General features: G+C 65.1%; 17 protein-coding genes. 4 read left to right on the top strand and 13 right to left on the bottom strand.

What is annotated here, in order from left to right:
- Positions 1-39: 39 nt before the first annotated feature.
- Both A2J02_RS04220 and A2J02_RS04225 read left to right on the top strand, forming a co-directional pair.
- Positions 40-1,020, top strand: a complete 981-nt coding sequence (locus A2J02_RS04220; protein WP_068047200.1) for a GlxA family transcriptional regulator — start codon at positions 40-42, stop codon at positions 1,018-1,020.
- Positions 1,017-1,850, top strand: coding sequence for an adenylate/guanylate cyclase domain-containing protein (locus A2J02_RS04225; RefSeq protein ID WP_197477928.1), 834 nt, complete (start codon positions 1,017-1,019; stop codon positions 1,848-1,850). Before A2J02_RS04220 ends, A2J02_RS04225 begins: the two co-directional genes overlap by 4 nt.
- On the opposite strand, the gene A2J02_RS04230 is transcribed toward A2J02_RS04225, so the two are convergent.
- The 3 genes from A2J02_RS04230 to A2J02_RS04240 are packed head-to-tail and all read right to left on the bottom strand — an operon-like array spanning position 1,847 to position 4,940.
- Positions 1,847-2,161, bottom strand: coding sequence for an AtuA-related protein (locus A2J02_RS04230; RefSeq protein ID WP_068047202.1), 315 nt, complete (start codon positions 2,159-2,161; stop codon positions 1,847-1,849). The two genes, A2J02_RS04225 and A2J02_RS04230, sit on opposite strands and share 4 nt — an antisense overlap.
- Positions 2,158-3,510 carry an acyclic terpene utilization AtuA family protein gene (locus tag A2J02_RS04235; protein ID WP_068047248.1) on the bottom strand — a complete coding sequence of 451 codons (1,353 nt, stop codon included), beginning with the start codon at positions 3,508-3,510 and terminating at the stop codon, positions 2,158-2,160. The genes A2J02_RS04230 and A2J02_RS04235 overlap by 4 nt, the downstream gene beginning before the upstream one ends.
- A complete protein-coding gene (locus tag A2J02_RS04240) occupies positions 3,507-4,940 on the bottom strand; it encodes a CitMHS family transporter (protein ID WP_068047205.1) in 1,434 nt (477 codons plus the stop codon). The genes A2J02_RS04235 and A2J02_RS04240 overlap by 4 nt, the downstream gene beginning before the upstream one ends.
- 82 nt (positions 4,941-5,022) lie before the next feature.
- Between A2J02_RS04240 and A2J02_RS04245 the strand changes: the two genes are divergently transcribed.
- Entirely contained in the window at positions 5,023-5,916 is an 894-nt protein-coding gene (locus A2J02_RS04245) for a LysR family transcriptional regulator (RefSeq protein WP_068047249.1), read from the top strand.
- 161 nt (positions 5,917-6,077) lie between these two features.
- Here A2J02_RS04245 and A2J02_RS04250 read toward each other — a convergent pair whose 3' ends face one another.
- Positions 6,078-8,315: an NADP-dependent isocitrate dehydrogenase gene (locus A2J02_RS04250; RefSeq protein WP_068047209.1), complete on the bottom strand. Its 2,238-nt coding sequence runs from the start codon at positions 8,313-8,315 to the stop codon at positions 6,078-6,080.
- A 240-nt stretch (positions 8,316-8,555) separates the two neighbouring features.
- On the opposite strand from A2J02_RS04250, the gene A2J02_RS04255 reads away from it, so the two are divergent.
- Positions 8,556-9,932: an NAD-dependent succinate-semialdehyde dehydrogenase gene (locus A2J02_RS04255; protein ID WP_068047212.1), complete on the top strand. Its 1,377-nt coding sequence runs from the start codon at positions 8,556-8,558 to the stop codon at positions 9,930-9,932.
- Between the two features lie 74 nt (positions 9,933-10,006).
- Here A2J02_RS04255 and A2J02_RS04260 read toward each other — a convergent pair whose 3' ends face one another.
- From A2J02_RS04260 to A2J02_RS04300, 9 genes are all read right to left on the bottom strand, one after another.
- Positions 10,007-11,446, bottom strand: coding sequence for a serine hydrolase domain-containing protein (locus A2J02_RS04260; protein ID WP_068047220.1), 1,440 nt, complete (start codon positions 11,444-11,446; stop codon positions 10,007-10,009).
- Between the two features lie 44 nt (positions 11,447-11,490).
- Complete coding sequence (locus A2J02_RS04265; RefSeq protein ID WP_068047224.1) at positions 11,491-13,641, bottom strand: MMPL family transporter; 2,151 nt, start codon at positions 13,639-13,641, stop codon at positions 11,491-11,493.
- On the bottom strand, positions 13,635-15,464 hold the full coding sequence (locus A2J02_RS04270; protein ID WP_068047225.1) for a non-ribosomal peptide synthetase: 1,830 nt from the start codon (positions 15,462-15,464) through the stop codon (positions 13,635-13,637). The genes A2J02_RS04265 and A2J02_RS04270 overlap by 7 nt, the downstream gene beginning before the upstream one ends.
- A complete protein-coding gene (locus tag A2J02_RS04275; RefSeq protein ID WP_068047226.1) occupies positions 15,461-16,786 on the bottom strand; it encodes an aminotransferase class III-fold pyridoxal phosphate-dependent enzyme in 1,326 nt (441 codons plus the stop codon). Before A2J02_RS04275 ends, A2J02_RS04270 begins: the two co-directional genes overlap by 4 nt.
- Positions 16,786-16,986, bottom strand: coding sequence for an MbtH family protein (locus A2J02_RS04280; protein WP_231893662.1), 201 nt, complete (start codon positions 16,984-16,986; stop codon positions 16,786-16,788). Before A2J02_RS04280 ends, A2J02_RS04275 begins: the two co-directional genes overlap by 1 nt.
- A 42-nt stretch (positions 16,987-17,028) precedes the next feature.
- The gene (locus A2J02_RS04285; RefSeq protein WP_068047238.1) at positions 17,029-18,642 is read right to left on the bottom strand and encodes a cyclic peptide export ABC transporter; all 1,614 of its coding nucleotides are present in this window, start codon (positions 18,640-18,642) and stop codon (positions 17,029-17,031) included.
- Positions 18,639-22,973 carry a condensation domain-containing protein gene (locus A2J02_RS04290; RefSeq protein WP_068047239.1) on the bottom strand — a complete coding sequence of 1,445 codons (4,335 nt, stop codon included), beginning with the start codon at positions 22,971-22,973 and terminating at the stop codon, positions 18,639-18,641. Before A2J02_RS04290 ends, A2J02_RS04285 begins: the two co-directional genes overlap by 4 nt.
- Positions 22,970-25,066, bottom strand: coding sequence for a non-ribosomal peptide synthetase (locus tag A2J02_RS04295; protein ID WP_068047240.1), 2,097 nt, complete (start codon positions 25,064-25,066; stop codon positions 22,970-22,972). The genes A2J02_RS04290 and A2J02_RS04295 overlap by 4 nt, the downstream gene beginning before the upstream one ends.
- The coding region (locus A2J02_RS04300; protein WP_156516081.1) for a TauD/TfdA family dioxygenase at positions 25,063-25,987 on the bottom strand (925 nt) is incomplete at its 5' end. The genes A2J02_RS04295 and A2J02_RS04300, both read right to left, overlap by 4 nt.

Below are 25,987 nucleotides of genomic sequence, written 5' to 3' on the forward strand. Positions count from 1 at the left end.
TCGATTGATTCGGGCCAACGGTGGAGATCGGAGACAGCCATGCGAATCGCGCTCTATGCGTTCGACGGCATCACGATGTTTCACCTCGCCGCGCCGTTGATGGTGTTCGGCGAGGTGACTCGACTCGGACTCGCACCGGACTGGGAGACTCGGGTGTGGTCCGACCGAGCCGGGTCGATCCGCACCGAGGAGGGCTTCCCGGTCGGCGACATCGCCGGCCCCGATACCGTCGACTGGGCCGACATCGTCATCGTCACGTCGTGGCCGGAGTCGTTGCCGCACATCGGCAAAGACCTGTCGGCGGCGCTCAGCGACGCCCATTCGCGTGGAGCGGAAATCGCAGGATTGTGCCTCGGCTCGTTCGCCGTCGCAGATACCGGGCTGCTAGCCGGCCGCCCGGCCGTCACTCATTGGACCAAGATGACCGAACTGCGGGAGCGAAATTCACACGCCGGCGTCGACGAGTCGGTGCTCTACATCGATCACGGCGACGTGATGACGTCTGCGGGCACCGCGTCGTCGATCGATTCCTGCCTGCACATCGTGCGCAAACACCTCGGTTCGGCGGCGGCGACCCGGGTGGCGCGCAGTCTGGTGGTCGCACCTCATCGCGACGGTGGCCAGGCCCAGTACATCGAGCGTCCGGTCACGGAGGCATCCGGAGGTACCGCGATTGCCGACGTGCTGAGCTGGGCACTCGAAAGACTGGACGAGCCCTTGCCCATCGAGCGACTGGCCGAACATGCGTGCATGAGCCGACGCAGCTTCATTCGGCAATTTCAGCTCGAGACCGGCGCCACCCCGGCTCGATGGGTCCTCGACAAGAGGCTGAACGAGGCCCGAAGCCTCCTCGAAACAACCGATCACAGCATCGACAAGATCGCCGATGCGTGCGGCTTCGGCAGCGCCGTCACCTTGCGCCAGAACTTTCGCTCGGCCTTCGCCGTGACCCCGACGGCCTACCGAAGGCAGTTCACCGTCGGTTGTGCAACCACGAGCATCGTCGACAGGCAAAGATGAGCGACGTGATCCTGTGGATAGTTGCCGGAGTAGAGCTCGCTGCCATCATCGCGCTCGGTGTGGTCTTGATCGTCTCGCGTCGAAAGCTGAAGCACACGCGTCGTGCACTGGACCGCGCTCTCGAATCGCAGCAACGCCGTAAGCGACGCGGCATCGTGCCCTTCGCGATCAGAACCGCCTTCCACACCACGGACTTACTCATCAACAAGGGCTTCGGCGCAACGGTCCGCAACTCCGTCGAGGACCTCGCCGGCTGGGCGAAGGTGGAACGCCCCGACCTGGCGCGTATGACGGCAGACGGGGACATCGTGGTGATGTTTTCCGACATCGAAGGATCCACCGCCCGCAACGAGGAACTCGGCGACCGCGGCTGGGTGAAGCTGCTCGAGAAGCACAACAAGTTGATCCGCAAACACGTCGACGATCACGGCGGTCACGTGGTGAAAAGCCAGGGCGACGGCTACATGATCGCCTTCTCCGACCCGGCCCAGGCCGTGCGCTGCGGGGTGAAAGTCCAGGAAGCACTGCTGAAGAACCCCGATCGCTGGGACCGCATTCGCGTCCGTATGGGCGTGCATGTCGGCAGCTCGGTGCGTCGAGGTGACGACCTGTTCGGACTCAACGTCGCCATGGCGGCACGAGTGGCGAACCAAGCCGACGGCGGCGAAATCCTGGTCAGCGAACCGGTACGCAATGCCATCGGCGCGGCTCATGATCTAGCTCTCGGTACGCCCCGAGACGTCGAACTCAAGGGAATGAGCGGAACATTTCAGTTGTACCCCGTGACATTGCCGGTGCTGCCGGATGCTGAGGTCAAGCAACTCGACTAGATCTGCTCGGGCACTTTCATACTCAGCAGGTGGTAGCTCAGACATTTGCCGTGACCGTCGAGCACCGGGCTACCCGTCACTCCCCCACCGAGTACGCCGGGTAGCTCGAACACCAGTCCGGAGACCAGGGGCATGTCGGTTCGGCGTACCTCTCCCGTCACCAGCGGCGCAAAATGCGCAGCGACGGCCTCGACAGTCATTGTGCGAGTCAGCACTTCGTAGCTTTCGTCGGTCCGCGGGAAGACAGCAAGAATGAGAGTGTCGCCCTTGTCCCCGGTTCGCACGTCGGCGAAATCGTCGACAGTCCTCATATCGTCACCTCCGTGATGTGCACGGAGGTCGTCACCTGTGCACGTGGAATCAGACAGGATCTGATAGCCAAGACCTCCGTGTTGCTGCTGCGCGCACCGCCACCGCCGGCGGGCCCGTTGGTGTAAAGACTCTCGACTTCCCAGCCGACGAGAGCCGCAGTTTCGGCGTCGGGCACCTTCGCCGTCACGCGCAGTCTCACTTCAGGGACATCGGTGGGGGCGACGAGTCCACGGAATGCAGCGCCCGCACCGATGTATTCGACGGCCACGTTCTCGGCGGATATACCGTGCACCTCCCACAGTCGTTGCTGCACAATCTCTCCGGCGAGCTCGGCGCGTTGCAGCGAGCGCGGACCCGCGTAGCTGATCTGCCCCTCACCGAGCCAACCGCCCCGGAACCCGAGGGTCACTTTCAGCTCCTCCGGCCGCGTGCTGCCCGTTGCCCCGGACACCGCCACCCGATCGGGTCCGACGGTCTCGAACGAGACTCCGGTGAAATCGGCGGTCACGTCCGGCGTCAGATATCTGGCGGGATCGCCGACCTCGTACAGCAATTGCTCGGCGCACGTTCGACGCGTCAGCTCCCCGCCGGTACCGTCGACCTTGCCGAATTCTGCTGTGCCGTCTGCGCGTACGTCGCCGAACGGAAAGCCCAGATTCGCCAGACCCTGCACCGGCTTGGTGACCGGATCGGCGAAGTAACCACCGGTCAGTTGGCCCGCACATTCGAGAAGATGTCCGACGGCAGTTCCTGCACCAAGTGTCTCCCAATCCTGCCCGGCCCAACCGAACTCGTGCATCAGAGGTGCGAGATACAGCGCCGGATCGGCGAGACGGCCGGTGACGACCACGTCGGCACCGACGTCGAGGGCAGGCAGTACCGCATCGGCACCGATGTAGGCGTTGGCCGATACGAGTTCCTCGGAATGCTCCGACAGCGGTCGACCGGTCTCCCACACCACCGGGTCGATCCGGCGCACCGCGTCGAGCACGTCGTCGCCGGTGACGGCAGCAATGCGCACCGAACGCGAGCACACCTGCTCGGCCACGCGCGCAACGACGGCCGCTGCCGCAACAGGATTCGCGGCTCCGGAGTTCGTGACGACGGTGATGCCCTGCTCCGTCGTCGCCCCGAGAACTGCACGCATCCGCGCTGCCAACAGCGGGTCGTAGCCCGCCGTGGGATCGAGCAATTTTCGGGCCTGCCCTGTCGCCACCGTCCGCTCTCCGAGGCACTCGAAGATCAGATAGTCGAGCTCGCCCCGCTCGGCCAAGATCTGCGCCGGGTCGATGCGATCGCCCGCAAAACCTGCGCCGGCACCCAACCGGACGGTTCCGCGGGCGCTCATGACGACCACAGCGGGATCGCGCCGGTGGCCATGGCAACGCCGAGCATGCCGAGGCTGATCAGCCACGCCCACCCCAACGTGTGGCGAATGTGCTTACCGATGTCGACTTTCGCGAGACCCACCAGAAGGTAGAACGCGCCGGTCATCGGGCTGATCGGGAATCCGACCGTTTCCTCACCGATGATCGAGGCCTGCGCCAGATCGATTGCGCTGACTCCGAATTGGTCACCTACCTCGATGAGGACCGGCAGCACACCGAAGTAGTAGGCGTCCGGCCCGAAGATCAGGCTCATCGGGACGGCGAACACGCCGACGATGAGCGGCAAGGCGGGGGCCATCGCGTCCGGAATGGCATTCGCTGCGCTGACCGCCATGGACTCGATCATGCCGCTGCCGTCGAGCACACCGAGAAGTACCCCTGCAGCCAACAACGTGCCGACCATCAGCATCGCGCCGACAGCGTGGGCCTCGATGCGGGCGGACTGGGCCTTCATTCCGCGGTAGTTGACGAGTAGCGCCACGATAGTGGCGATGATGAAGCACGTTTCCGGAGGGGCGATGGCGGCGATCAACGCAGCCAACGTCGCGATTACCAGGAAGGCGTTGACCCAGAACAACTTCGGCCGCAGCAGTGCTCGGTCACTCGACGCGGTTGCCGGACCGTCCGCATCGTCGCCACCGGTCGACGGGCTGCCGGGCTCCTCGTTCGCGTCACCGACTGCGGATCCGGTATCCCCGGATCCCACGGACATTCGTTCGGCGATTCGCGCCGTCGACTCCTCCACGACGGCCGACGCATCGCCCGCGGCGACCTTGGCCAGACGGGTCCGCTCACGCCGACCCAGGTAGTAGGCGACGCCCAGTGCGAACACGACTCCGGCGATCTGAGCAGGAATCAACGGAACCCACAGTTCGTTGGCGTCGACGCCCAGAGTTGCTGCAGCGCGAGCCGTCGGACCACCCCAGGGGACCATGTTCATCACTCCGGCACCGAGTCCGACGCAGGTGGCCAGGACGAGCCGGCTCATACCGAGGCGTTCGTAGATCGGGAGCATGGCGGGGACGGCGATCAGGAACGTGGTTGCGCCGGCGCCGTCGAGGTGAGCCACCACGGCAAGGGCAGTGGTCGCGACTGCCACGGTCGGCGGGGCACTACCTGCCCAGCGCACGATGCGGGCGATGATGGGATCGAACAGTCCCGCGTCGCGCATGATCCCGAAGAACACGATCGCGAAGAGGAACATCGCCGCGACGCCCACCACGCCGCCGAGTCCGTCCTTGACGAACCCGGCCACCTCGGATGGCGAGTTGCCGGCCAGGAACGCCGCAGCCAGCGGGACACCTGCAAGCGCGACGATCGCCGCAACGCGTTGGGTGAACAACAGCAGCAGGATGATGGCAATCGTCCCGAAGCCAAGCAGTGAGAGCATGTGATCTCCTTCATCGAATACGACGAGTGTTGTGCAGATCACTTACTCCGTCCAACATCAGTTGGGTATAGATTCATGCACCGTGGGCATAAACCTGGGCATCGCCCATCTACGCGCTGTCGTCGCACTCGCCGATCATGCGAGCTTCACTGCAGCGGCGAACTGGCTTCAGGTCTCCCAACCCAATCTGAGCCGTACCGTCGCCGAGGCCGAGCGACGCCTGGGCGTCCGACTGTTCGTGCGCACCACCCGCAGCGTCGACCTCACCGGAGACGGACACGAAGTCACGGCCTACGCCCGTCGGGTATTGCTCGAGTTCGACGACGGCCTGGAGCAGATCGGGCGCTTCGTATCCGGCGACCGCGGAACCGTCACCATCGCGTGCCTGCCCTCGATCGCGGCGACGTTTCTCCCGCCGTACATCGTGGACTTCCGCAGCAGTCACCCCGACGTCTCGGTGCACATCAGAGACGGGTTGCGCGACGATGTTGTGGCCTCGGTTCGCGACGGTTCCGTGGACTTCGCAGTCGTCGCCGCGTCGGGACGAGCGAACGATCTAATGCGCACGACGGTCAGCACCGACGCATTCGTCTGCGCGCTACCGCCGAATCATGCTCTTGCACAACGGACAAGCCTGCTGTGGACCGACCTCGCCGACCAGCCGTTCGTCGCGTTCGGTCCCGAATCGAGCATCGCCTCACACGTGCAACTGGGGCTCGAAAGCGCGGGAGTCGACGTCGGGCCATCGGTTCAGGCGCACAACGTGGCCGCCGTGGCGGGCATGACCGCTGCCGGACTCGGCATCACCGTGATCCCGGAACTGGTGGTGCCGATGATGTCGTTCGCGAACCTGGTCTACCTGCCTATCGAGCCGACCATCCATCGCACCATCTCTGTTGTCCAGTTGCCGGGGCGACGCCAAAGTGCGAGCTGTACGGCGTTTCTGGATATTTTGGTGCCCGCCTTGAACGAATGAATGGTCCATTCACGACGTCTGAGCGCGTGCAAGTCACATTGATCCGAACGGGGTGGGCGGTAAACCCCAATGCTGTTGCACCCCAATACGAATGAATGGTCCATTCAACACGTCGGAGCGCATGAATGGACCATTCATTCCATGGGGTGGAGCAGAGAAAACTACTTCTTCGCCGACTCCAGAGCCTCGTTGAAGGTCTTGGACGGGCGCATCACTGCAGCGGTGGCTTCGGGGTCCGGGTAGTAGTAGCCGCCGATGTCGACTGCGGTGCCCTGAACCTCGTTGAGCTCGGAGACGATTTTCTCCTCGTTCTCCGCCAGCGTCTTCGCCAGTGCAGCGAAGTGCTTGGCCAGTTCGGCGTCCTCGGTTTGCTCGGCAAGTTCCTGTGCCCAGTACAGAGCGAGGTAGAACTGGCTGCCACGGTTGTCGAGTTCACCGGTCGAGCGCGACGGGCCCTTGCTGTTCTCGAGCAGCTTGCCGGTGGCGGAGTCGAGTGCCTTGGCGAGGATGGTCGCCTTGACGTCGCCGGTTTTGGTGCCCAGATCTTCGAGGCTCACGGCCAGAGCCAGGAACTCGCCGAGCGAATCCCAGCGCAGGTGGTTCTCCTCGATGAGCTGCTTGACGTGCTTGGGAGCCGAGCCACCTGCACCCGTCTCGTACAGTCCGCCGCCTGCCATCAGGGGAACGATGGAGAGCATCTTGGCGCTGGTGCCGAGTTCGAGGATCGGGAACAGGTCGGTGAGGTAGTCACGCAGGATGTTGCCCGTCGCGGAGATGGTGTCGAGCCCGCGGACCAGACGCTCCATCGTGTACCGAATGGCACGCACCTGGGACATGATCTGGATGTCGAGGCCCTCGGTGTCGTGATCCTTCAGGTACTTGCGCACCTTGCCGATGAGCTCGTTCTCGTGCGGGCGGTACGGGTCGAGCCAGAAGACGACCGGCATTCCGGATTCACGCGCACGCGTGACGGCGAGCTTGACCCAGTCCTGGATCGGGGCATCCTTCACGATGCACAGACGCCAGATGTCGCCCTCTTCGACGGTCTGCGTCAGCAGCACCTCGCCGGTGGCCTTGTCGGTGATGTTCGCGACGCCTGCCTTCGGTACCTCGAAGGTCTTGTCGTGCGAGCCGTACTCCTCGGCCTTCTGCGCCATCAAACCGACGTTGGGAACGGTGCCCATCGTCGTCGGATCGAACTGGCCGTTGGTCTTGCAGAAGTTCACCATCTCCTGGTAAATCCGGGAGAACGTCGACTCGGGGTTGACGGCCTTGGTGTCCTTGGGACGTCCGTCCGCTCCCCACATCTTGCCGCCGGCGCGAATCATCGCGGGCATGGATGCGTCGACGATGACGTCGCTGGGCGAGTGGAAGTTCGAGATGCCGCGGGCGGAGTCGACCATCGCGAGCTCCGGACGGGTCTCGTGACACTTGTGCAGGTCTTCGATGATCTCGTCGCGCTTGGACGCCGGGAGGGTCTCGATCTTGGTGTACAGGTCCGAGAGGCCGTTGTTGACGTTGACGCCCAGCTCCTCGAAGAGCTCGTTGTGCTTGGCGAACGCGTCCTTGTAGAACACACGCACAGCGTGGCCGAACACGATGGGGTGCGAGACCCGCATCATGGTCGCCTTGACGTGCAGGGAGAACATGACGCCGGTGTCGTAGGCGTCCTGCATCTCGTGCTCGTAGAAATCGAGGAGTGCCTTCTTGCTCATGAACATCGAGTCGATGACGTCACCGTCGGTGAGCGAGACCGTCTCCTTGAGCACGATCGGCTCGCCGTCGGCGGGCAGCAGCTCCATCTTGATCTCACGGTCACCGTCGACGACCGTCGACTTCTCGCCGTGGTAGAAATCGCCCTCGCGCATGTGCGCGACATGGGTGCGCGACGCCATCGACCACTCGGTCATGCTGTGCGGGTGCTTCCGGGCGAATTCCTTGACGGCCTTCGGCGCGCGACGGTCCGAGTTGCCTTCACGCAGAACGGGATTGACCGCGCTACCGAGGCACTTGGTGTAACGCTCGCGGATCTCGCGCTCTTCGTCGGTCTTCGGATTGCCGGGGAAGTCGGGGATCGCGTAGCCCTTGTCCTGCAGTTCCTTGACGGCAGCGAGCAGCTGCGGAACCGAGGCGCTGATGTTGGGCAGCTTGATGATGTTGGTCTCGGGCAGCTGCGTCAGCTTGCCGAGCTCGGCGAGGTTGTCGGTCACTCGCTGGTCTTCGTTGAGGTAGTCGGGGAACTCGGCGAGGATGCGGTTGGCAACGGAGATGTCACTCGACTCGACGTTGATCTCGGCCGCGCTGGCGAAAGAACGTATGACCGGCAGAAACGCGTGAGTCGCCAGCATGGGCGCCTCGTCGGTCAGGGTGTAGATGATGGTCGGCTTCTTCGCAGTCATGTTTCGCCTTTGCCTCAGTTTCAACGTCGTCTTTTGGATGCGTCCACCGTCGACTTTAATCTTTGAACCCGCCGCTGTGCGTGCCAGTGGGGTATCACTCCATCGGCGGTTCCAAGTTACCGACCGGTAGGGCGCTCAAAGGTTTTCGCCACCTACCCCTGCCCCGCCTCTGACCACCGTCGGAGCATCCGATTTGCCCGGATCGGAACAACGGACCCCTCCCCGACCGTTGAACCGAATATGACGACCTACAAAACTGTCAATCCTGCCGACGGCACAACTGTCAAGGAATTCGAAACTCTCGATGCGGCCGGCGTCGAGCGCGCATTGGCCGACGCACACGCCGGCTTCCAGACGTGGCGCAAGACCTCACCGAAGCACCGCGCCGAAATTCTGCACAAGGTCGCCGATCTCTACACCGAACGTTCGGACGAACTGGCGCGGGCCATCTCGCTCGAAATGGGTAAGCCGCTCACCGAATCCCAGGGTGAGGTGGAGCTGTCGTCGAACATCTACCACTACTACGCCGACAACGGTCCCGCGCTGCTCGAGGACGAGAAGCTCGACGTCCCCGGCGCGGAAGACACTGTGCTGCAGCGCAAGCCGGTGGGCGCGCTCGTCGGCGTCATGCCGTGGAACTTCCCGTACTACCAGGTGGCCCGGTTCGCAGGCCCGAACCTGATGGTGGGCAACACGATTCTGCTCAAGCACGCACCGAACTGCCCGCAGTCGGCTCTGCTGATGGAGGAGATCTTCCAACAGGCCGGACTCCCCCAGGACGCGTACATCAACATCTTCGCGACCAACGATCAGATCGCCGAGATGATCGCCGACCCACGCGTGCAGGGTGTCTCGCTCACCGGTAGCGAGCGGGCCGGAACCTCGGTCGCCGAAACCGCCGGACGCAACCTCAAGAAGGTCGTTCTCGAACTCGGGGGCTCGGACGTGTTCATCATGCTCGACTCCGACGACATGGACGCCACCGTCGAGTCCGCAACCCGGGCGCGACTGTCCAACGCAGGCCAGGCCTGCAACGCAGCCAAGCGCATCCTCGTCGCCGAGGAGTTCTACGACGACTTCGTCACCAAGCTGACCGCATCGTTCGAGGCAGTGCAGACGGGCGATCCGTTGGACGCGAACACCACCCTCGGCCCGCTGTCGTCGCAGACCGCAGCCGACACGTTGATCGAGCAGATCGACGACGCCGTCGCCAAGGGCGCAACGCTGCTGACCGGCGGCAAGAAGATCGACGGGCCGGGTGCATTCGTGCAGCCGACGTTGCTGACCGACGTCACCCCGGACATGCGTGCGTACAGCGAGGAGCTGTTCGGACCGGCAGCGGTGATCTACAAGGTCGAAAGCCCGCAGCAGGCAATCGAATTGGCGAACTCCTCGGCATACGGACTGAGCGGCTCGGTGTGGAGCGCCGACCTGGACAAGGCTCGCGACGTGGCCGAGCAGCTCGAGGTCGGCATGGCTTTCGTCAACGAGCACGGCACCACCCTGCCCGGCCTGCCGTTCGGCGGAGTCAAGCGCTCCGGCGTCGGCCGCGAACTGGGACCGTGGGGCATGGACGAGTTCGTGAACAAGAAACTCGTGCGCGTCTCCGCGAAGTAAGACCACCTCGACCGACGCTGCTCCCCGGCCCTGCGGCCGGGGAGCAGCTTGTCCGTGTGGGTTCGTCCGCCCGATCAGGTCTGCCGAATTCGGCTGTAGTTGACAACCTGATCGGCCACGACCAGTGCCGATGCGAGGAACACCGTGCCGAGCAGAATCCAGAACGCCAGGGTGACGTCGGGAGCCCACAGCGCCATGACCGACAGTGACGCACCGACGATAGACGGCACCCCGATGTAGGCACCGATCAGCACCGACCCGCCCAACACCGTGGTGATCGCGATCCGAAGCACTGCACCGCCGAGCGAACGCTGTCGAACCTGCCCGGTGAACAGTCGAACGGTGACCCAGACGACGATGGCGAGCAGGACCGCCACGGCCGCGAAGATGGCACCCAACACCATCGGAGCCGACGACGACGGTAGGCCGGTGGTCGACCCGTCGATGACCAGCGTGGTGAGACTTCTTCCCACCGCGGCAATGTGTTCAACTTCGATCTCGACGTATCGATTGGTGGCCAACACCATTGACCTGTCCAGGGCGGGCACGAATGCCACGTAGGTGTAGTAGCCGGGGACGGCTCCGGAATGCCACCACACGTCCTGGCCGGCGATCTTCTCGTGAAACAATCCGTCGCCGTACTCGGTGCCCTCGCCGGTGTCGACCTCGGGAGCTGTGTCCTCCCCGCCCTGCAGTTGGCTCAGTCGCCAGGATGCGTAGCGTCCGAGATCGCCCGTGGAGCCCGCGAGGTAGCCGTAGCCCAGACCAGCCGAATCTACACCGACGTCGATGGGTCGGGCCGAGCCGAAGAACGGCACATGACCCGGTGGAACATCTTCGGTGAACTGCTCCGGATCGGTGATGGCGGACGTGTCGGCAGGCGCGAGGACCTCGGCGTCGAGCGCATCGGCGAACGACTCCCCCGTCACCGACTCTACGACTGCCTGCAGGAGCAGATAGTTCAGGCTCGAATACCGGAACGATCCACGTTCGGTCGTCCCCGCCGGTTGCGAGATGGTCGCGACTGCGTCGACGGCCGAGCCGCGGCGGGACCAGTCGTCGGTGACCGTGATGTCGTGCGGCAAGCCGCTGGTGTGGTGCACCAGGTCGTCGACTGTCGCTGCAGGATCGCCCAGCATGTCCCGCGCTCGCGGAACGATGTCCACGACGGGCGTGGACTCGTCGAGTGCACCCTGCCGTTCCAACCCGACGACGGTGGCCGCCGTGAACTGCTTGGACACCGAGCCCCACACGAACGGTGTCGAGGCATCGACGGGCTCGCCGTTACCGTCGACACCGATCGATGCTTCCGCCACCACCGCGTCCGAGTCGAGAACCTGGACCGACATTCCCGGGGCTCCGATCTCGGCCGCCCATCCGTCCACTGCATTCTGCAGCTCCGTGTTCGACAACGACAATGCCGCAGCAGGACCGGGCGCGAGCCCGAGAAGGAAGGTTAGAGTCACCACCACTCCCACGACGAGTCGTCGGGTACCTGCCGCTATGGTCGCCATCCTTCTCGAGCTCCTGTCCGTAATGTGATCGGCCGGCGTCGTGGTCAGTGATGCCCCGCGCCGTCGAGCGAGCGCTTCCACACGCCGGCCCCCAGCAGTCGCAATGCGGCAGGGACCAGAATGCCGCGAACGACAGTCGCGTCCAAAGCAATTGCCGCGGCGAGCCCGACACCGAGCTGCTTCATCTCCGGCGTCGGCAACAGCGTGAACATCGCGAAGATCACCACCATCACGGCCGCAGCCGCAGTGACGGGCGGTGCGGACCGGACCACACCCTGCCGGACTGCATCCTCGAGACCGAGGCCACGACCGAATGCTTCGCGCACCCGAGTGAGGATGAAGACGTGGTAGTCCATCGACAGGCCGATGAGGATGACCAGCATCATCACCGGCAGCAAAGTCACCACCGGGCCGACGTACTCCGATCCGAACACCGTTGCACCCCAGCCGTACTGGAACAACAGCACCAGGATTCCGTAGGACGCGAGCACCGACAGCAGATTCAGGCCCACACTCAGAGCGGCCAGCCCGACACTACGGAAGGCGAGGTAGATCAGCGCGAAAGCGACCAGCAGGACGATCGGGATGACGATCAACAGATCACGCGACGTCGATTCCGAGACATCGACGCTGACCGCGGTCTCACCACCGACGAGAATCTCACGATCACCCGCGAACTCCGGAACGAGCTTGCCTCGCAACTCGTTCAGGGAATCCCTCGCCGATTGCGCGTCGATACCGTCTGCGTCGGTGCCGATCTCGATGCGCGCCACCGACTCGTCCGTGGAGATCTGAACCTCTCGTACCTGCCCGTCGAATCCGGGCAGCCCGGCCGCGTCCTCGGCGATGTCGGTGAGGACCGCCGAGGTACCGGCTACGTCACCGCCGGTCTCGGTGACCACGGTATGGCTGACGCCGTACAGCGGGAACTGCTCGGAGACGTCGTCCAGCGTGCGCAGCGTCTCGAATGTGCGCGGCATGCTGTCGGTTCCCGGAAACTGCAACTTCATGGTCGCGACCGGTGCTGCCAACAAGACCATCACGGCCAGTCCGGCGAGCAGCGCAGGCATCGGGCGCCGAACGACCGTGCCCGACAGGCGACCCCAAAAACCTGTCTCCTCCGTCGCGTCGTTCGGGGTCTTGCCGAACAACTGCTTGACGACTCGTCGACGCCCCAACGCCAACAGCGCCGGGAGCAAGGTGATCGAGGCAAGCATCGCGGCGACGACGACGAGAATGATGCCGAGTGTGAGCGAGTGGAAAATTGGCGATTCGGTCAGGAAGGCTGCGATCACCGAGACACCGGTCACCAGACCTGCCACCAGAACCGAGCGCACCGTCATCGACACCGCAATCGTGGCGGCCGCGTCGGCGTCACCGGACCGGGCGAACTCCTCGCGGGCGCGTCTGACGAAGAACAACGAGTAGTCCACGCCCAGAGCGAGACCCATCAGCAAGATGACACTCATCTGGTTGCTCTCCATGGGCACCAACAACGACGTCGGCCCGCTCCAGAGGATGGCCAGTGCCACCACGGCGAGACCGGTGACAAGCGGGATCAACGTGGCAATCAGACCGGCGAACACGAGGAACAACACGACGGCCGTGACGGGGAGGCTGAGCATCTCCAGCAAGACCAGTCGCTCACCGTAACTGGTGGTGACGTCGGCCTGCACCGAGATGGGCCCGGTAGCCGATATGGCAGCACCCGGGTTGGCCTCGCGGGCGCTCTCGATCGCAGACTCGATCCCCTGCGCGCGCTCGGACGGCGATGCCTGCTCATCGGGTAGCAGCACCTGCAGAACCCGTTGGTCCCCGGCAGCGGCCGTCAACTTCTCCGGAGGCTCCTGCGCCGTCCCCGCAAGCGCCGCGGCCAACTCGTCCGCGATTCGATCGGAGTCTTCCGCCGAGTTGCCCTGGACCAGAATGGTTTCGGTGCGCGAGGACAGGAAGTCCGAGCCCGTTTCCAATTGCTCCGCCGCGCCGGACTCGCCGACGAACCCTTCCGCAGGAGACAACTCGGACATACCGAGTCCGACGTATGCGCCGGCCGACAACACCAGCGCTACAAGCCATCCCGCAAGCACTGCGAGACGATGACGGTAGCTCCACCTGGCCACTCCCGCGAATCGCTCCAGGATGGAGCCATCCCTCTTCGCGCCCTCGATCGGGGGCCTCTCCCTCGTGGTCACCATGACATCTCCTCCTGTCCACGGCTCGACGCCGATGCGCCGACCGACAGACGATTCGTTTCTCTGTCCACGACCGACGCGATCTCGCGCACGGTCAGTCCCTCCACTACATCCGCCAACTGCAACCGCACCCCGAACTCACGGGCGATGCCGTTGACCAAGCGCGCGACCAACAGGGAGTGGCCGCCCAGCGCGAAGAAATGGTGATCGGTACCGATCTCCTCGATTCCCAGCAGACGTCGCCACAGCGTCAGCAACCGCTCCTCGGTTTCGGTCTCCGCCGCCCGGCCCGCGGTGGTACCGGCAACGAAATCGGTGATCACCGGTGCGGGCAACTTCGCGACATCCAACTTCTGGCCGACGGTCACTGGGACCTCGACCACGTTCACCAGAGCGGCAGGCACTGCGTGGCGCGGCAGCGTGCGATAGAGCTGCGACCACAACTCCGCACGATCGACATCGACATCGTCGAAGGTGGCGAAATATGCGACGAGAACATCGAGGTCCGTGCCGCCGACCGTGGCATGGGACCACCGGATCCCCGGGTGCGACGCGATCGCTCGTTCCACCTCGCCGAGCTCGAGCCGGTACCCCCGCAACTGCACCTGGTCGTCGGCGCGGCCGTGATAGACGAAGCGGTCGCCCGCGTCGGTACCGACGATGTCCCCGGTGAGATACAACCGATCACCGTGACCTTCCGGGTCCGGGACGAACGCTGCTGCGGTCGCGCGCGAGTTTCCGAGGTATCCGTGCGCGAGCTGGTCGCCGCCCACCGCAAGCTGTCCGAGGCCGTCGACCGAACCGGCACCGTCCGCGACCGGCATTACCGCCGTTCGCACACCCGACAGAGCGGGCCCGATGGACGTTCTCGGCTGGGCGAGATCCTGTTCGACGAGTTCGCCGCCGGTGCAGGACACCGTGGCCTCGGTCGGGCCGTACCAATTGACGAGTCGGCACCGGCCGAAAGACGGTGCTGCCATGACGTCGGCGAGCCTGCCGCCGTCGGAGGCCTCACCGCCCACCAGCAACGATCGCAGCGCCAGCCCGCCCCCGATTGCCTGGTCGTGAGCACCGAGTTGATAAGCCGCGGACGGCGTGGTCGCGAGCACGGACGCACCTGTCTGCGCGAGCAGTTCGTGCAGCCGAGCAGTATCGGCCGCAACACCCTCCACGACGAGGACTGCGGTGGTGCCTGCCTCCACCGATGCGAACAGTTCCCACACCGACAGATCGAAGGCAGCGGACGAACGCGCAGCCACGACATCGGATGTCGAGAGGGCGACGACTCCGCGGGCCGCGTCGAGAAAGGCCAGCACGGCTCGGTGCGGCACCAGAACGGCTTTCGGCGTACCCGATGTCCCGGATGTGGTGATGATGTACGCGGGGTCGTCGATGCTGCGCGGCGAGGGCGACACCGGCTCGAACGAACCGAACAGGAAGACGACGGCGTCGCCGAGTGCCATGGACGGGCGTCCGCGCCAGGACGCCGGATGCAGGTCCTCCCACACCACCATGGCGGCCGGCTGGACGGTCTCGAGCAGCTGCGCCTCGACCGCCTGCGGACTGTTGTACGGGATGACCGCATAGGCGGCACCGGCACCGAGAATGCCGAGCAACGTCGGTAGCAACCAGGAGTCGCGGCGGCCTTTCACGGCCACGACGTGCCCGCGGCCGACGCCGGCACGCAACAGGGCCTCGCGGACCTGTGTGCTCCGATGTACGAGTGCGGTGACGCTCAATTCACCGTCCACGCAGAGCTGCACGGGCCGGACACCGAAACGCTCCGAGAGCCCGGTGAGCACAAGTTCGTCGACGGAGGCTGTCACGAGCGACCCACCGCCGTCAGTGACCGAGTCACTGCATCGAACGAGAGCGCCAGCTCCTGCTCGGTGACCAACAGGGACGGACGCCAACGAATCGACCTCGTCCCGCACGGCAGGAGCACAGTGTCGTATTCGTCCAGTGCCGTGCCGAGCACTGCGTCGCGCAGCTCGCGCGAGGACAGTGAGACGGCTCCCCACAAGCCCCGTGAGCGGGCCGCAGTGACACGACCGCCCGAGGAACTCACCATCGCGTCGAGTCCGGCGCGCACGAAGGGGCCCATCGCCGCCGCTCGCGCGATCACGTTCTCTCGCGCGATGTATTCGTAGAGCAGTGCGAAGCGAACCAGATCCACCAAAGAACCGCCCCAGGTCGAGCTGATCCGACCTGGTACAGCGAACGCATTGGTGTCGAGATCGTCGACGCGACGGCCACCGATGACCCCGCACACCTGCAACCGCTTACCGAATGCCACCAAGTCCGGATGCAGTCCCAATGCCTCGTGCGCCCACCGCGCCCCGACTGTGCCGCCACCGGTCTGGACCTCGTCCGCGACGGTGAGGACGTCGTGCTCGACGCACAACGACTGCACGGCCCTGAGGAATGCAGCACCCAGGTGTCGGTCCCCGCCTTCCCCTTGAATCGGCTCGTAGACGAAGCACGCGATTCTGTCACCGTCGGCGACGAGGGTCGCTTCGATCTCGGCGAGTGTCCGACGTTCGGCCTCACTGAGCTCGGCTCGGTCGGCTTCGTCACCGCCGTCCTCACCGCGAGCCGGGGCTTCGATTCTGGGCCAGTCGAATTTGGGGAACCGCGCCGTCTTGGCCGGATCGGTATTGGTCAGAGACATGGTGTAACCGCTGCGACCGTGGAAAGCCCAACGAAGATGCAGCGCTTGCAGTTTCGTTTCGTCGGTGCCTGCACGCTGGGATTTCCAGTCGAAGGCGACTTTCAGTGCGTTCTCGACGGCAGCCGCACCACCGTCTATGAGGAACAGATGCGGCATGTCCTCCGGCATGAGCAGGCGACGAAAGGTCGAGACCGAATCGGCCAGAACCCGGGAGGCGAAATCCGGGTTCGAGGGCTTCATCTTGGCTGCTGCCAACAGCTTTCGCTCGGCCTCGATATGCGCGAGCGGTGTGGGATTGTGGCCGAGCGGGGACGACGAGAAGAACATCCCCATGTCCAGGACCGGTCGCCCGGCTGCTTCGTCCCAGAGGTAGGAACCGGACGAACGCTCGATGTCGATGGTCATCGGCAGGAAATCGCCCACGAGAGTCCTGGCCAGCGACGCGGGGACTCCCGACGCAGTATCGAGGACGGTCATCACGCCACCCCCAGCGCGCGGCGTAGCGACAAAGGGCGGATGTCGGTCCACACCAGTTCGATGTGGTCCAGGCACGCCTCACGGTCGCCGGTGAATCCAACCTCGTACCACCCCAGCGGCAGTGGTCGCTTCGCCGGCCAGATCGAATGCTGTTCCTCGTCGTTCCGTACGACGGTCCATTCGGAAATGTTGTCCTGCACTGTGATCCCCTGTTCCTTCGACTGGTTGCGTGATGGCTTGCGTCAGTTGTGTACGGGCTGGTCGACGAACACCTGCGCGCCCCGCTCGAGTTTGACGAGGTGATCGCACAGGTCGAAGTAGCGATCGTCGTGGGTCACGACGATCACGATGCGGCCTTCGTCGCGAATGCGCGGAAGGATGTCGGTGTAGAAGCGGTGGCGGTTCTCCGGATCCTGTTCTGCGGCCCACTCGTCGAGCACCACGACATCGCGCGGGTCGGCCAGCGTTTCCACCAGGGCCAGCCGCTTGCGCTGTCCGCTCGAGAGCCCCTCGAAAATCAGCCGTTCCCCGTCGAGTTCGACGACCGCGTCGAGACCGAGCTCGTGCAGCCAGTAGCGGGCACGCGCGGCGACCTCGGGATCGGCCGACCGCAACCGTCCGAACACGTACGAGTCGGCGAAGCAAGCCGAGACGTTCTCCCGATAGGCGACGATCTCATTCTGTGAGAGTGCACTGCCGTCGACCTCGAGCGCTCCACCGTCCGGGGTGTACAACCCGGCCAGGACGCGGCCCAATGTGCTTTTGCCGCTCCCGTTTCCGCCCACGAGGAAGGTGATGGTGCCGCGGGCGAAGCGCTGTGTCACCGGTCCGATCGCGAAGGCCTCACCTGGCGAGGCAGCGTCGTACGCGAATGTCATACCCTCGACGCCGATCTCGTCGACCACGGCGGGCCGCTCGACGGCGACGACAGTTTCGCTGTCCTCGCGCAGTGTCGCGACCTCGCCGATTCGGCGCAGTGCCACGACGGCACGCGACAGAACCGGTCCGATGTTGAGCACGGTGACTAGCGGGGTGTTGAGGTACAGAACCGCCAGTGCGACACCGACCCGATCCTGCGCCGGAATACCGAGGGCGTCCCCGCCGAAGGCGACGGCACCGACGCACGCCAGGAAGAGCATCTGCCCCCAGTACCCCGTGACGAGGCTGACGGTGGAACCTCTGACGACACTGCGCGCGTAGTCGGCCGATTGCCGACGCAGGTCCTGCTCCACCAGGGATGCCCTCAGCCGGGAGCTGAGCTTCACGTCCTTGAAGCCGTGCGTGATGGCCTGGTAGGTCTCGTGCAGTCCGTCCTGAGCTTCTCGAGCTCGGTACATGTGAGCTCCGGCTTTGCCGTTCGCGAACGCGTACACACTGCCGCCAATGACGATGACCAGTACCAACACTCCCAGCGCAATGGGCGAGAGTATGCCTACGTACCCCAGTGCACAGATGACGATCACCGAGTTGATGAGCAGCAACGGCAAGGACTGGACGGCCTGCCCCACGGCGGCGAGGTCCTCGGTGAGCACCGCCATCGCGCGGGCCGTGCGGAACGACTCGAATCCGCGCAGCGGCACCGACAGAAGGTCGTCGACAAGCTTCGTGCGCAGTCGGTCGACCGACTTCTGTGTCACCCGCACCAACGCGTTCGAGGCCAACGCACCGGACAGCAGTACCGCCACGGCCGCCGCGACGAACGGTGCCAGTGCGTCGAGTCCGGTGTCGGAGGTCACCGCGCTGGTGATGGTTGCAACCATGACGATGGTGGCAACACCGGTGACGATTCCCGCAATCACGGCCAGGGCCGAGATTCCGCGACCGCCTCGAAGTAGAACTGCGAGCAATGTTTTCATGACGAGGTGTCTCCTTCGGTGGCGTCGACCGCTGTCGCCGCGTCGGCCAGTGCTGCGCGGTACGCCTGGATGATCCGTCGGTGCCGCGGCGGTGACACACGGGCGGTGTCGACGACGAGCATCAACGCGAGCCGATGCTCGGGTGGGTGTATCGAGAACGTCGCCATCAGGGCGAAGTCGGTGTCCTCCTGCGAGAAGTGGGAATCGTCGTCTTTCGATCCGAAGGTGTGCGTCTTCTCGATGTCCGAAAGACGATGGAAACGAACGAAATTGAATCCGTAGTCGAACAACGGTCCCTTGCCGACGGCCGTCGTGATGTCCACGTTCGGCAGGCGTCGGTGCGGCATCAAGGCTGCCTCGGTACGGGCGCATTCCTCCGCTGTCGCGATCGGATCGGCCAGGGCACGCAGTTGCAGCGGCAGCATGTTCAGGAACATCCCGCGGGCGTCGATACCGCCCTCGCGCTCGAGCCGGCCGTTCGCGGTTGTACCGGTGACCAGTTCACGATCGCCGAAGACGTCGGCCAGCGCGTGAACGTGCACGGCCATCGCGAGGTGACGAACCGAAATACCTGCTGCTGCCGCACGTTCACGCAGAGCGTCGGCATCGATCTCTGTGCGCCGGACGTCTCTGTCACCGATGCTGCGAACATCGGCCACCCGGCGCGGCCGGACGCCGCGCAGGTGCTCGGACCAGGCCTGAGATGTCGCAGCGGACGACTGCGCACGTCGTTCTGCTGCAACGTAGTCGACGAACTTGACGGGTACGGGTGGGTAGAGGGTGTCGTACGCCTGATCTCGTCGGATCAGAGCGTTGTGCCGGTCGACGACCTCGGCCAATGTCGAGGTCCAACTCCACCCGTCGAGCACGAGGTGGCTGTCGCTGATGATCAGCTGGTCCTCCCCCGGCGCGACGCGAACCAGCGTGAGGCGGAACAGCGGTGCCCGGTCGAGGCCGAACGGGCGCACCCGTTCCGCGGAGACGATCTCGTCGATCACCGCATCGGCGTCCGAACCGGCAGGCACCGAAACCACCGACAGGGGTGTGGCCACGTGCCGATGCACCAATTGCAGGGGCTCCGCTGCACTCCACTCGTCAACGGAGGTGCGCAGCACCTCGTGCCTGCGCACGGTATCGGCGACTGCCACTCGAAACGCCAACGGATCGAGCCCACCGCGAATGCGCACGCTGACCGTGTTGTGGTAGACCCCAACGGCCGAATCGGAGCGAATATGGAACAACATGCCCTCCTGCGCTGCCGACAACGGGTACGCATCGGCCACGTCGTAGGGCAGGCCATCACGAACCTCGGCGTCGATCAGCGAGAACGGCAGCAGCTCTTCGTCTTCGGGCTCGGTCCTGGGCCCACGGTCTGCAACAAGTGCGGCAAGTTCTCTCAGACTCGATGCGCCGAGTACATCGCCGATTCCGAGTTCTGTTCCACGCGAGCGGGCATCGCTGACGAGGCGGACTGCGAGAATCGAATCACCGCCGTTGGCCAAGAACGAACGGTCTTCGTCGTGCGACCGAACTCCCAGCGCATCGGTGAGCGCGCGCTCGAACCACCCTCGGGCAGAATCCGATTCGTCACGCCGCCTCACCTCCGGCGGGAGCGCCACAGCAGTCAGCGACTCCACTCGCCGATCGAGCTTGCCGTTGACCGTCACCGGGAACGCGCGCACGCGATGGAATCGGTCGGGTACCTCGTAGGCAGCCAGGCCATCCGCTGCACCGGCGTACAGATCGGCGCAGTCGTCGGCGGCGTCGACGAACGCGAGCAGGCGGTTCTCGTGGGCGACGACGCAGGCCCGCCGAACGCCGGGGAGCTGCTCGAGCACGGCCTCGACACCGGCCGTTTCGATCCGGTGTCCGCGAACCTTCACCTGAGAGTCGATGCGACCGTCGACGTGCAGTTCCCGTGGTGCGAGCCACCGGCCCTTGTCGCCGGTGAGGTAGAGCCTCGAACCGGGCGGAGCATCGGGAAACGGATCGGGAACGAAGGCCGACGCTGTCAATCGACCGCGGCCGAGATAGCCGAGAGCCAGACCTGCACCACGAACGGTGATCTGGCCTTCGAGGCCCCTCGGCAGTGCCCGCCCGGCCGCGTCGATCACGACGACGTCGAGATGTGCGAGCGGTTCCCCCACCTGGACGGCGGAGGCCTCGAGATCGGTCCGGGTGACCACCCGCCGAGTGGTGTGCACCGTGGTCTCGGTGGCACCGAGCATGTTGATGACTTCGACGCGCCCCGCGGGGTGTTCGACTGCGTCGAGCCACTGCTGCACGTAGCCGGACGAGACCTGTTCCCCGCCGAGCACCACGCGTCGCAGCGACGGCAGAACCGGCCGCGCCGCAATGAGCGACCCGAACGCCGAGTTCGTCAGCGACACAACGCTCACACTGTCCGCGCTCAGCCGCACGGCCAATTCGAAGGGGTCGCGAGCGACGTCCTCCCCGTAGATCACGACGCGCGCCCCACGGGAGAGCGCCGTCCATATCTCCCAGACACTGAAGTCGAAGGTGAACGCGTGCACTGCGGAGACGATGTCGCTCGGCTCGATGATCGACGCGGTGGCATCGCGCAATGCCAACAGATTGGCGTGAGTGACCGGGACACCCTTGGGAGTGCCGGTGGTGCCCGAGGTGAAGATGACGTACGCGGGGAGACCTGACACGACAGTCGGCAACTCGACCGCATCGACCTCGGGAACCACCGGTTCGCGGTCGATCGCGTCGAGACCGGGCGGAGCATCGGCGGCGTCCGAGAACACACCGGACTTCGCATTCGACTGTGCCGCAATGGAAGCGATGCGGGCTGCGCCGTGCCGAGTGTCCACCGGAACATAGGCTGCTCCGAGCGCCATGATCGCCGCAGCCCATGCCACGAACTCGTGGTCACGTTCGACCGACAACAGGACTGCGTCTCCGCAGACCACGCCGTGCTGCGTCAGAACTCCTGCACGCACTCGAATTTCCCGAACCAGCTCCGCACGCGTGAGGGTGCGATCGGGTGCCACCAGCGCTACTCGGGAATCGTCTGTCGCGGACAGCAGCGGCGCGAGAATCGAGGTGTCGAGCGTCGATCGACACGCCGTCCTACCCGTGAGTCCGACCGAGAGTTCCCCGACGGACACGGACGAATCTGCGTGGAGAACGGTGAGCAGGACGTCTCGAATGCCGTCGTGTGTCACCGCCGACCAACCCGGCAGCGCCGACTCGATCTGCACCTCCGGCGATTCGGTCGCCGAGATACTCACCGTCAGTGCGCCTTTCATCTCACCTGTGTGCACTGCGACAGGCCGAGCTGTCGCGTCGCCCAGCGCGATGTCGGATCGATCGACGCTCTGGACGTTGACGAACACCTCGGTCGGCAGAAAGAACTCGGGGTCATCGCGGCGGAGGTTGGCGACCACGCCTGCCAGATCCACATCGGCATGCCCGCTCGCATCCTCGACCAGTGCCTCGATGCGGCTACGAACCGTGCCGAGACTGTCGGACTCGCACACCTCGACGACCAGAGGCACGGTGCTCACGAGTGGGCCGACCACGTCGAATTCCTCGACCTCTCGACGGTTGGCCAGTGGCACCGACAGGCACAGAACCTCCGAGCCCAGAAGCCGCGACAGCGTGACGGCCACTGCAGTGAACCAGCTCGTGGCATCCCGGCGACCGGCCTTCACCGGGCCACGGCTGACGACGGGTTCGCCGGGCTCGGACGGCCGCCAGGCTCGGTGATACGGCACCGTGGACAGGTGGTCTGTCCACCACGACCTCGACGAACGCCGTACGCGGGCAACATCGCGGTACCGGGGACGAGTCCGCATCGAGGACGCACCCGGTTCGGCGAGCTCCCGGGCGATGTCGGTGATCAGGAGCGACACCGAATGGCCGTCGATCACGGCATGGTGGAACACCATGGCGATGCGGTCCGAGCGTCCCTCTCGGCGAAACAGGGCGACTCGCACCAACGGTCCGCTCGACCACCCACGCGCCAGCAGTTCCTCGGTCGCGGCGTCCATGTCGGCCACGACAGCGATCTCGGGAACGATCGGACCGACGGGTTCGAGCGCGAAGCCGGGGCCGTCCGCGTCGACGATGCGCGTGGCGAACACGTCGTGCGCTGCCAGGACCTCGAGGATCGCCGCGAGCACGCGTGCGCTGTCTCCGCCGTCCAGATCGAACACACACGGCACCGAATATGCGGTCGACGGTGCAGCGCAGTGCGCTCTCCAGAGCCGTTCCTGGTACGGGCTCGGTGCCCGCAGATCTGCGGCCTCCTTCGCGTCGACCCCCATGTCTGCGACAGCGAGGAGGAGGTCGATGTCGCTCACCGTTTCGCACCGTTCAAGGATGCGGCCATTCGGTCGAGGTGAGCAATGTCCACGCGCTCGAGGAGCAGGTCCTCGTGTTCACCCAGGGTGTCGCGTTGCTTGAAATCCTGAAGCGAGACATCCACTTTGAGGATGCGCCGGTAGAGCGCGACGATCTTGAGCTGCTTCATCGAATCGCCGCCGAGTGCAACGATGGACGACGACCGAGTCGGCTCGGATCCGAGCACGGACGTCCAGATCGTCTCGAGCACGCGGTGCGGCGGCGCGGGCGATGCCGCTGCCGCCGTCGGTTCGAGGCCTTCCGACACAGCCGGCTGGTCCGCGTGCCGGGAGAGGGCCGCGACGTCGACCTTGCCCACCTCGGTACGAGGAATCTCGGCCACCCAACGCACCCGGCTGGTGCGCAATTCGCGTCGCCAGGTGGTGTCGATTCGTTCTCGCACCGATCCGACCACATCGTCCCGCTGTTGCGGTGCGCATTCGACGACGACTTCGATCCCGCCGTCCACCACGACCACGGCGGCTCTCGTCACCCCCGGGACGACGGCGATGTCGTTGCGCAGAGCCTCGAGGTCGGTGCGGACTCCGTTGACCTTCACTTCGGCATCGATACGGCCGAGATAGACCAGCCCGTCGGACGTGGCTCGCACCCGGTCGCCGGTCGCGTACATCCTGGTACCCGATCCGGTTCCGCAGTCCACTGCCATGGGCAGGAACGAGGCCGCGGTGCGACGCGTGTCGGCGTGGTAGCCCCGCGCAACGCTGTCGCCCGCGATGTGCAGGGTCCCGACAGCGCCTACTGGTACTGGGGTGAGGCGGTCATCGAGTACCACTGCGACCGAACCACGGATCGCTGCGCCGATGGGGGTGCGATCGCGCCTGCGGGTGACCGCGCGCAACCACGTTGCGTTGGAGGTGCATTCGGACGGTCCGTACAGGTTGACGATACGTACGCCCGGCCACAGAGCCCGGGTGCGGTCGACCAGAACCGGATCGAGCGCCTCACCACCGAGCAGTAGCGTTCCTTGCGTCGGGATCGGACGGTACGTCGCCACGTCCAGGAATTGATTCCACACGGCCGGCACCGTGTTGATCGAGACGTTGTTCATCGCAGTTGCGCGGTCGATCTCCCGTAGTACGTCGCCCGACTCGGGCAGCACCACCGTGCCCCCGGCGGTGAGCTGCCCCCAGATCTGCTTGACGATGGCGTCGAATTCGGGAGCGCTGAGGACCGGCATGGTCACCCCTGAGCCGCAGAGGTTTTCGGCCTCGAGAAAAGCGCAGTAGGCCGACAACTGAGCGCGTTCGACGACGATCGCCTTCGGCTTCCCCGACGTTCCCGACGTGAACTGCACGTACGCGGCGGCGGAGGCCGACGTTCTATCGAACCCGCCGGAGGCCGATTCCTGATCCGAGGCGATGGTCGATGCGATGCGGGCATAGCCGGATTCGTCGTCGGAGGACAACAACAGATAGGCGCGCCCCGAGATCAGGGCTCCGAGCAGTTCCACCACCGAGCCGATCGAACGATCGAATCGCACCGCAACTACCTGACCGGCTCGTGATGCATCGAGTTCGTCGGCACGCAGCTCGGCGGCGCGGACCAGCTCCGCATAGTCGAGAGTCGCGGTAGCGGAACGAATTGCAGTGCGGTCGGGTGTGATTCGGGCATGTCTGCGGATGCGCTCGACGACATCGACGTTCTCGAACTTTTCCGCCGCGGGCACGGGCACGTGACCGGCGATACCCGCGTCGAGTCGGCCTACCGTTTCGGTCGCGATGGAGTGCGCGACCAACGAATCGAGTGTCCACCCGTCCACCTGCCCCGAGACCTCCACCCGTTCGGATGTGGCCGTGATGGTGATGTCACCGGCGTCCACGACCCAACCGGCACCGGTACGCGTCGTCCGTAGCGAACCGATAGGGCCTTCCCCCACCAGAAACGGTGTCAGCGCAGCATGGACGGCGGACTCGACAGCATCGACGGAGGTGTCGGCCACGTGCGCCGTCACCCCGTTCGGTTCGTGGCCCGTACTGTCGTCGACCGCGACCCAGGCCCCGGCCAAACGAGCGAACAACGTGTCGGCGGTCATACCCAACTCCCCTCTCCGGTCATGCACACCCGCACCTCCCGGGAGCCGGTGTACGGCTGCCGTCCGTGTGCGAAGCGGCGATTGTCGACGATGGTCAGATCTCCTGCCGCCCAGGGCACAGCGGTCGATGTCGCGTCGACCGCATCGCGTACCGCGCTGATGTCGGATTCGACGAACGGCGTGCCGTCACCGAGCAGACTGTTCTTGGGAATTCCGTCTTCACCCACGACGTCGAGCAAGTCCTCTCGCACCCCTGACGGCAGCGTGCGCACGTTGAAAGCGACCATCTGGTTGAACCACGACTCGACGCCGCCCTCGCTGTCTCGGTACGCAGGCAGGGTCCACGACGACGTGACGACGTCACCGTCGATCCGCACGTCCTCTCCGCGTCGGGCGGCAGCGTCGAGAAGCTCGGCCTCGTCGTTCACGCCATATGCGCTGCGCCAGTCGGTGCCGAGCAGCGGGTGAAAGGCGCGCCGGTACCGGATGCCGAGGAGACGGAGTCGCTCGGCAAGTGCGCTCGGAATTCGCTCGGCGATCGCCACCGTCGATGCAAGCGGAGTGGCCCCGCCGGAACCTGGAGGTTGCGCACAGCAGAATGCGAGGTAGAGCGGCCAGGTACGCGAGTACGCCATCTCCGAGTGCAGATCGATCGCATACTCGGACGGGAAATCCGTGGACGAGTACACGTTTCGATCGATTCGAGTACGCGGCGTTGCGCCGCCGTGGTACTTGAGTGGCGCAGCGCCCGTCACGGTTTCGGTGATCGCGTCGAACTCGCGAACTGCCTCTCCGAGACCGCGCAGCCGCACTACGCCCTCGGTCGTGAGAATCTCGCGCAGTTCGATCAGATGAGAATCGATCCACGCGGTCGCGTCGGCCCCGACGTCGATCGCCGTGCTGGTGGTGGTCAACGTGTGC

Origin of the sequence: Rhodococcus sp. EPR-147, from assembly GCF_001647185.1 — a bacterium.
Lineage (GTDB): Bacteria > Actinomycetota > Actinomycetes > Mycobacteriales > Mycobacteriaceae > Rhodococcoides.

Coding starts and splice junctions, on each gene's coding strand:
- A2J02_RS04240 (WP_068047205.1), bottom strand. CDS start 4,940: ATGCTCTCACTGCTTGGCTTCGGGACGATTGCCATCATCCTGCTGCTG.
- A2J02_RS04265 (WP_068047224.1), bottom strand. CDS start 13,641: ATGGTGACCACGAGGGAGAGGCCCCCGATCGAGGGCGCGAAGAGGGAT.
- A2J02_RS04250 (WP_068047209.1), bottom strand. CDS start 8,315: ATGACTGCGAAGAAGCCGACCATCATCTACACCCTGACCGACGAGGCG.
- A2J02_RS04225 (WP_197477928.1), top strand. CDS start 1,017: ATGAGCGACGTGATCCTGTGGATAGTTGCCGGAGTAGAGCTCGCTGCC.
- A2J02_RS04275 (WP_068047226.1), bottom strand. CDS start 16,786: ATGACCGTCCTCGATACTGCGTCGGGAGTCCCCGCGTCGCTGGCCAGG.
- A2J02_RS04295 (WP_068047240.1), bottom strand. CDS start 25,066: ATGACCGCCGACACGTTGTTCGCTCGTTTGGCCGGGGCCTGGGTCGCG.
- A2J02_RS04235 (WP_068047248.1), bottom strand. CDS start 3,510: ATGAGCGCCCGCGGAACCGTCCGGTTGGGTGCCGGCGCAGGTTTTGCG.
- A2J02_RS04255 (WP_068047212.1), top strand. CDS start 8,556: ATGACGACCTACAAAACTGTCAATCCTGCCGACGGCACAACTGTCAAG.
- A2J02_RS04220 (WP_068047200.1), top strand. CDS start 40: ATGCGAATCGCGCTCTATGCGTTCGACGGCATCACGATGTTTCACCTC.
- A2J02_RS04285 (WP_068047238.1), bottom strand. CDS start 18,642: ATGAAAACATTGCTCGCAGTTCTACTTCGAGGCGGTCGCGGAATCTCG.
- A2J02_RS04260 (WP_068047220.1), bottom strand. CDS start 11,446: ATGGCGACCATAGCGGCAGGTACCCGACGACTCGTCGTGGGAGTGGTG.
- A2J02_RS04230 (WP_068047202.1), bottom strand. CDS start 2,161: ATGAGGACTGTCGACGATTTCGCCGACGTGCGAACCGGGGACAAGGGC.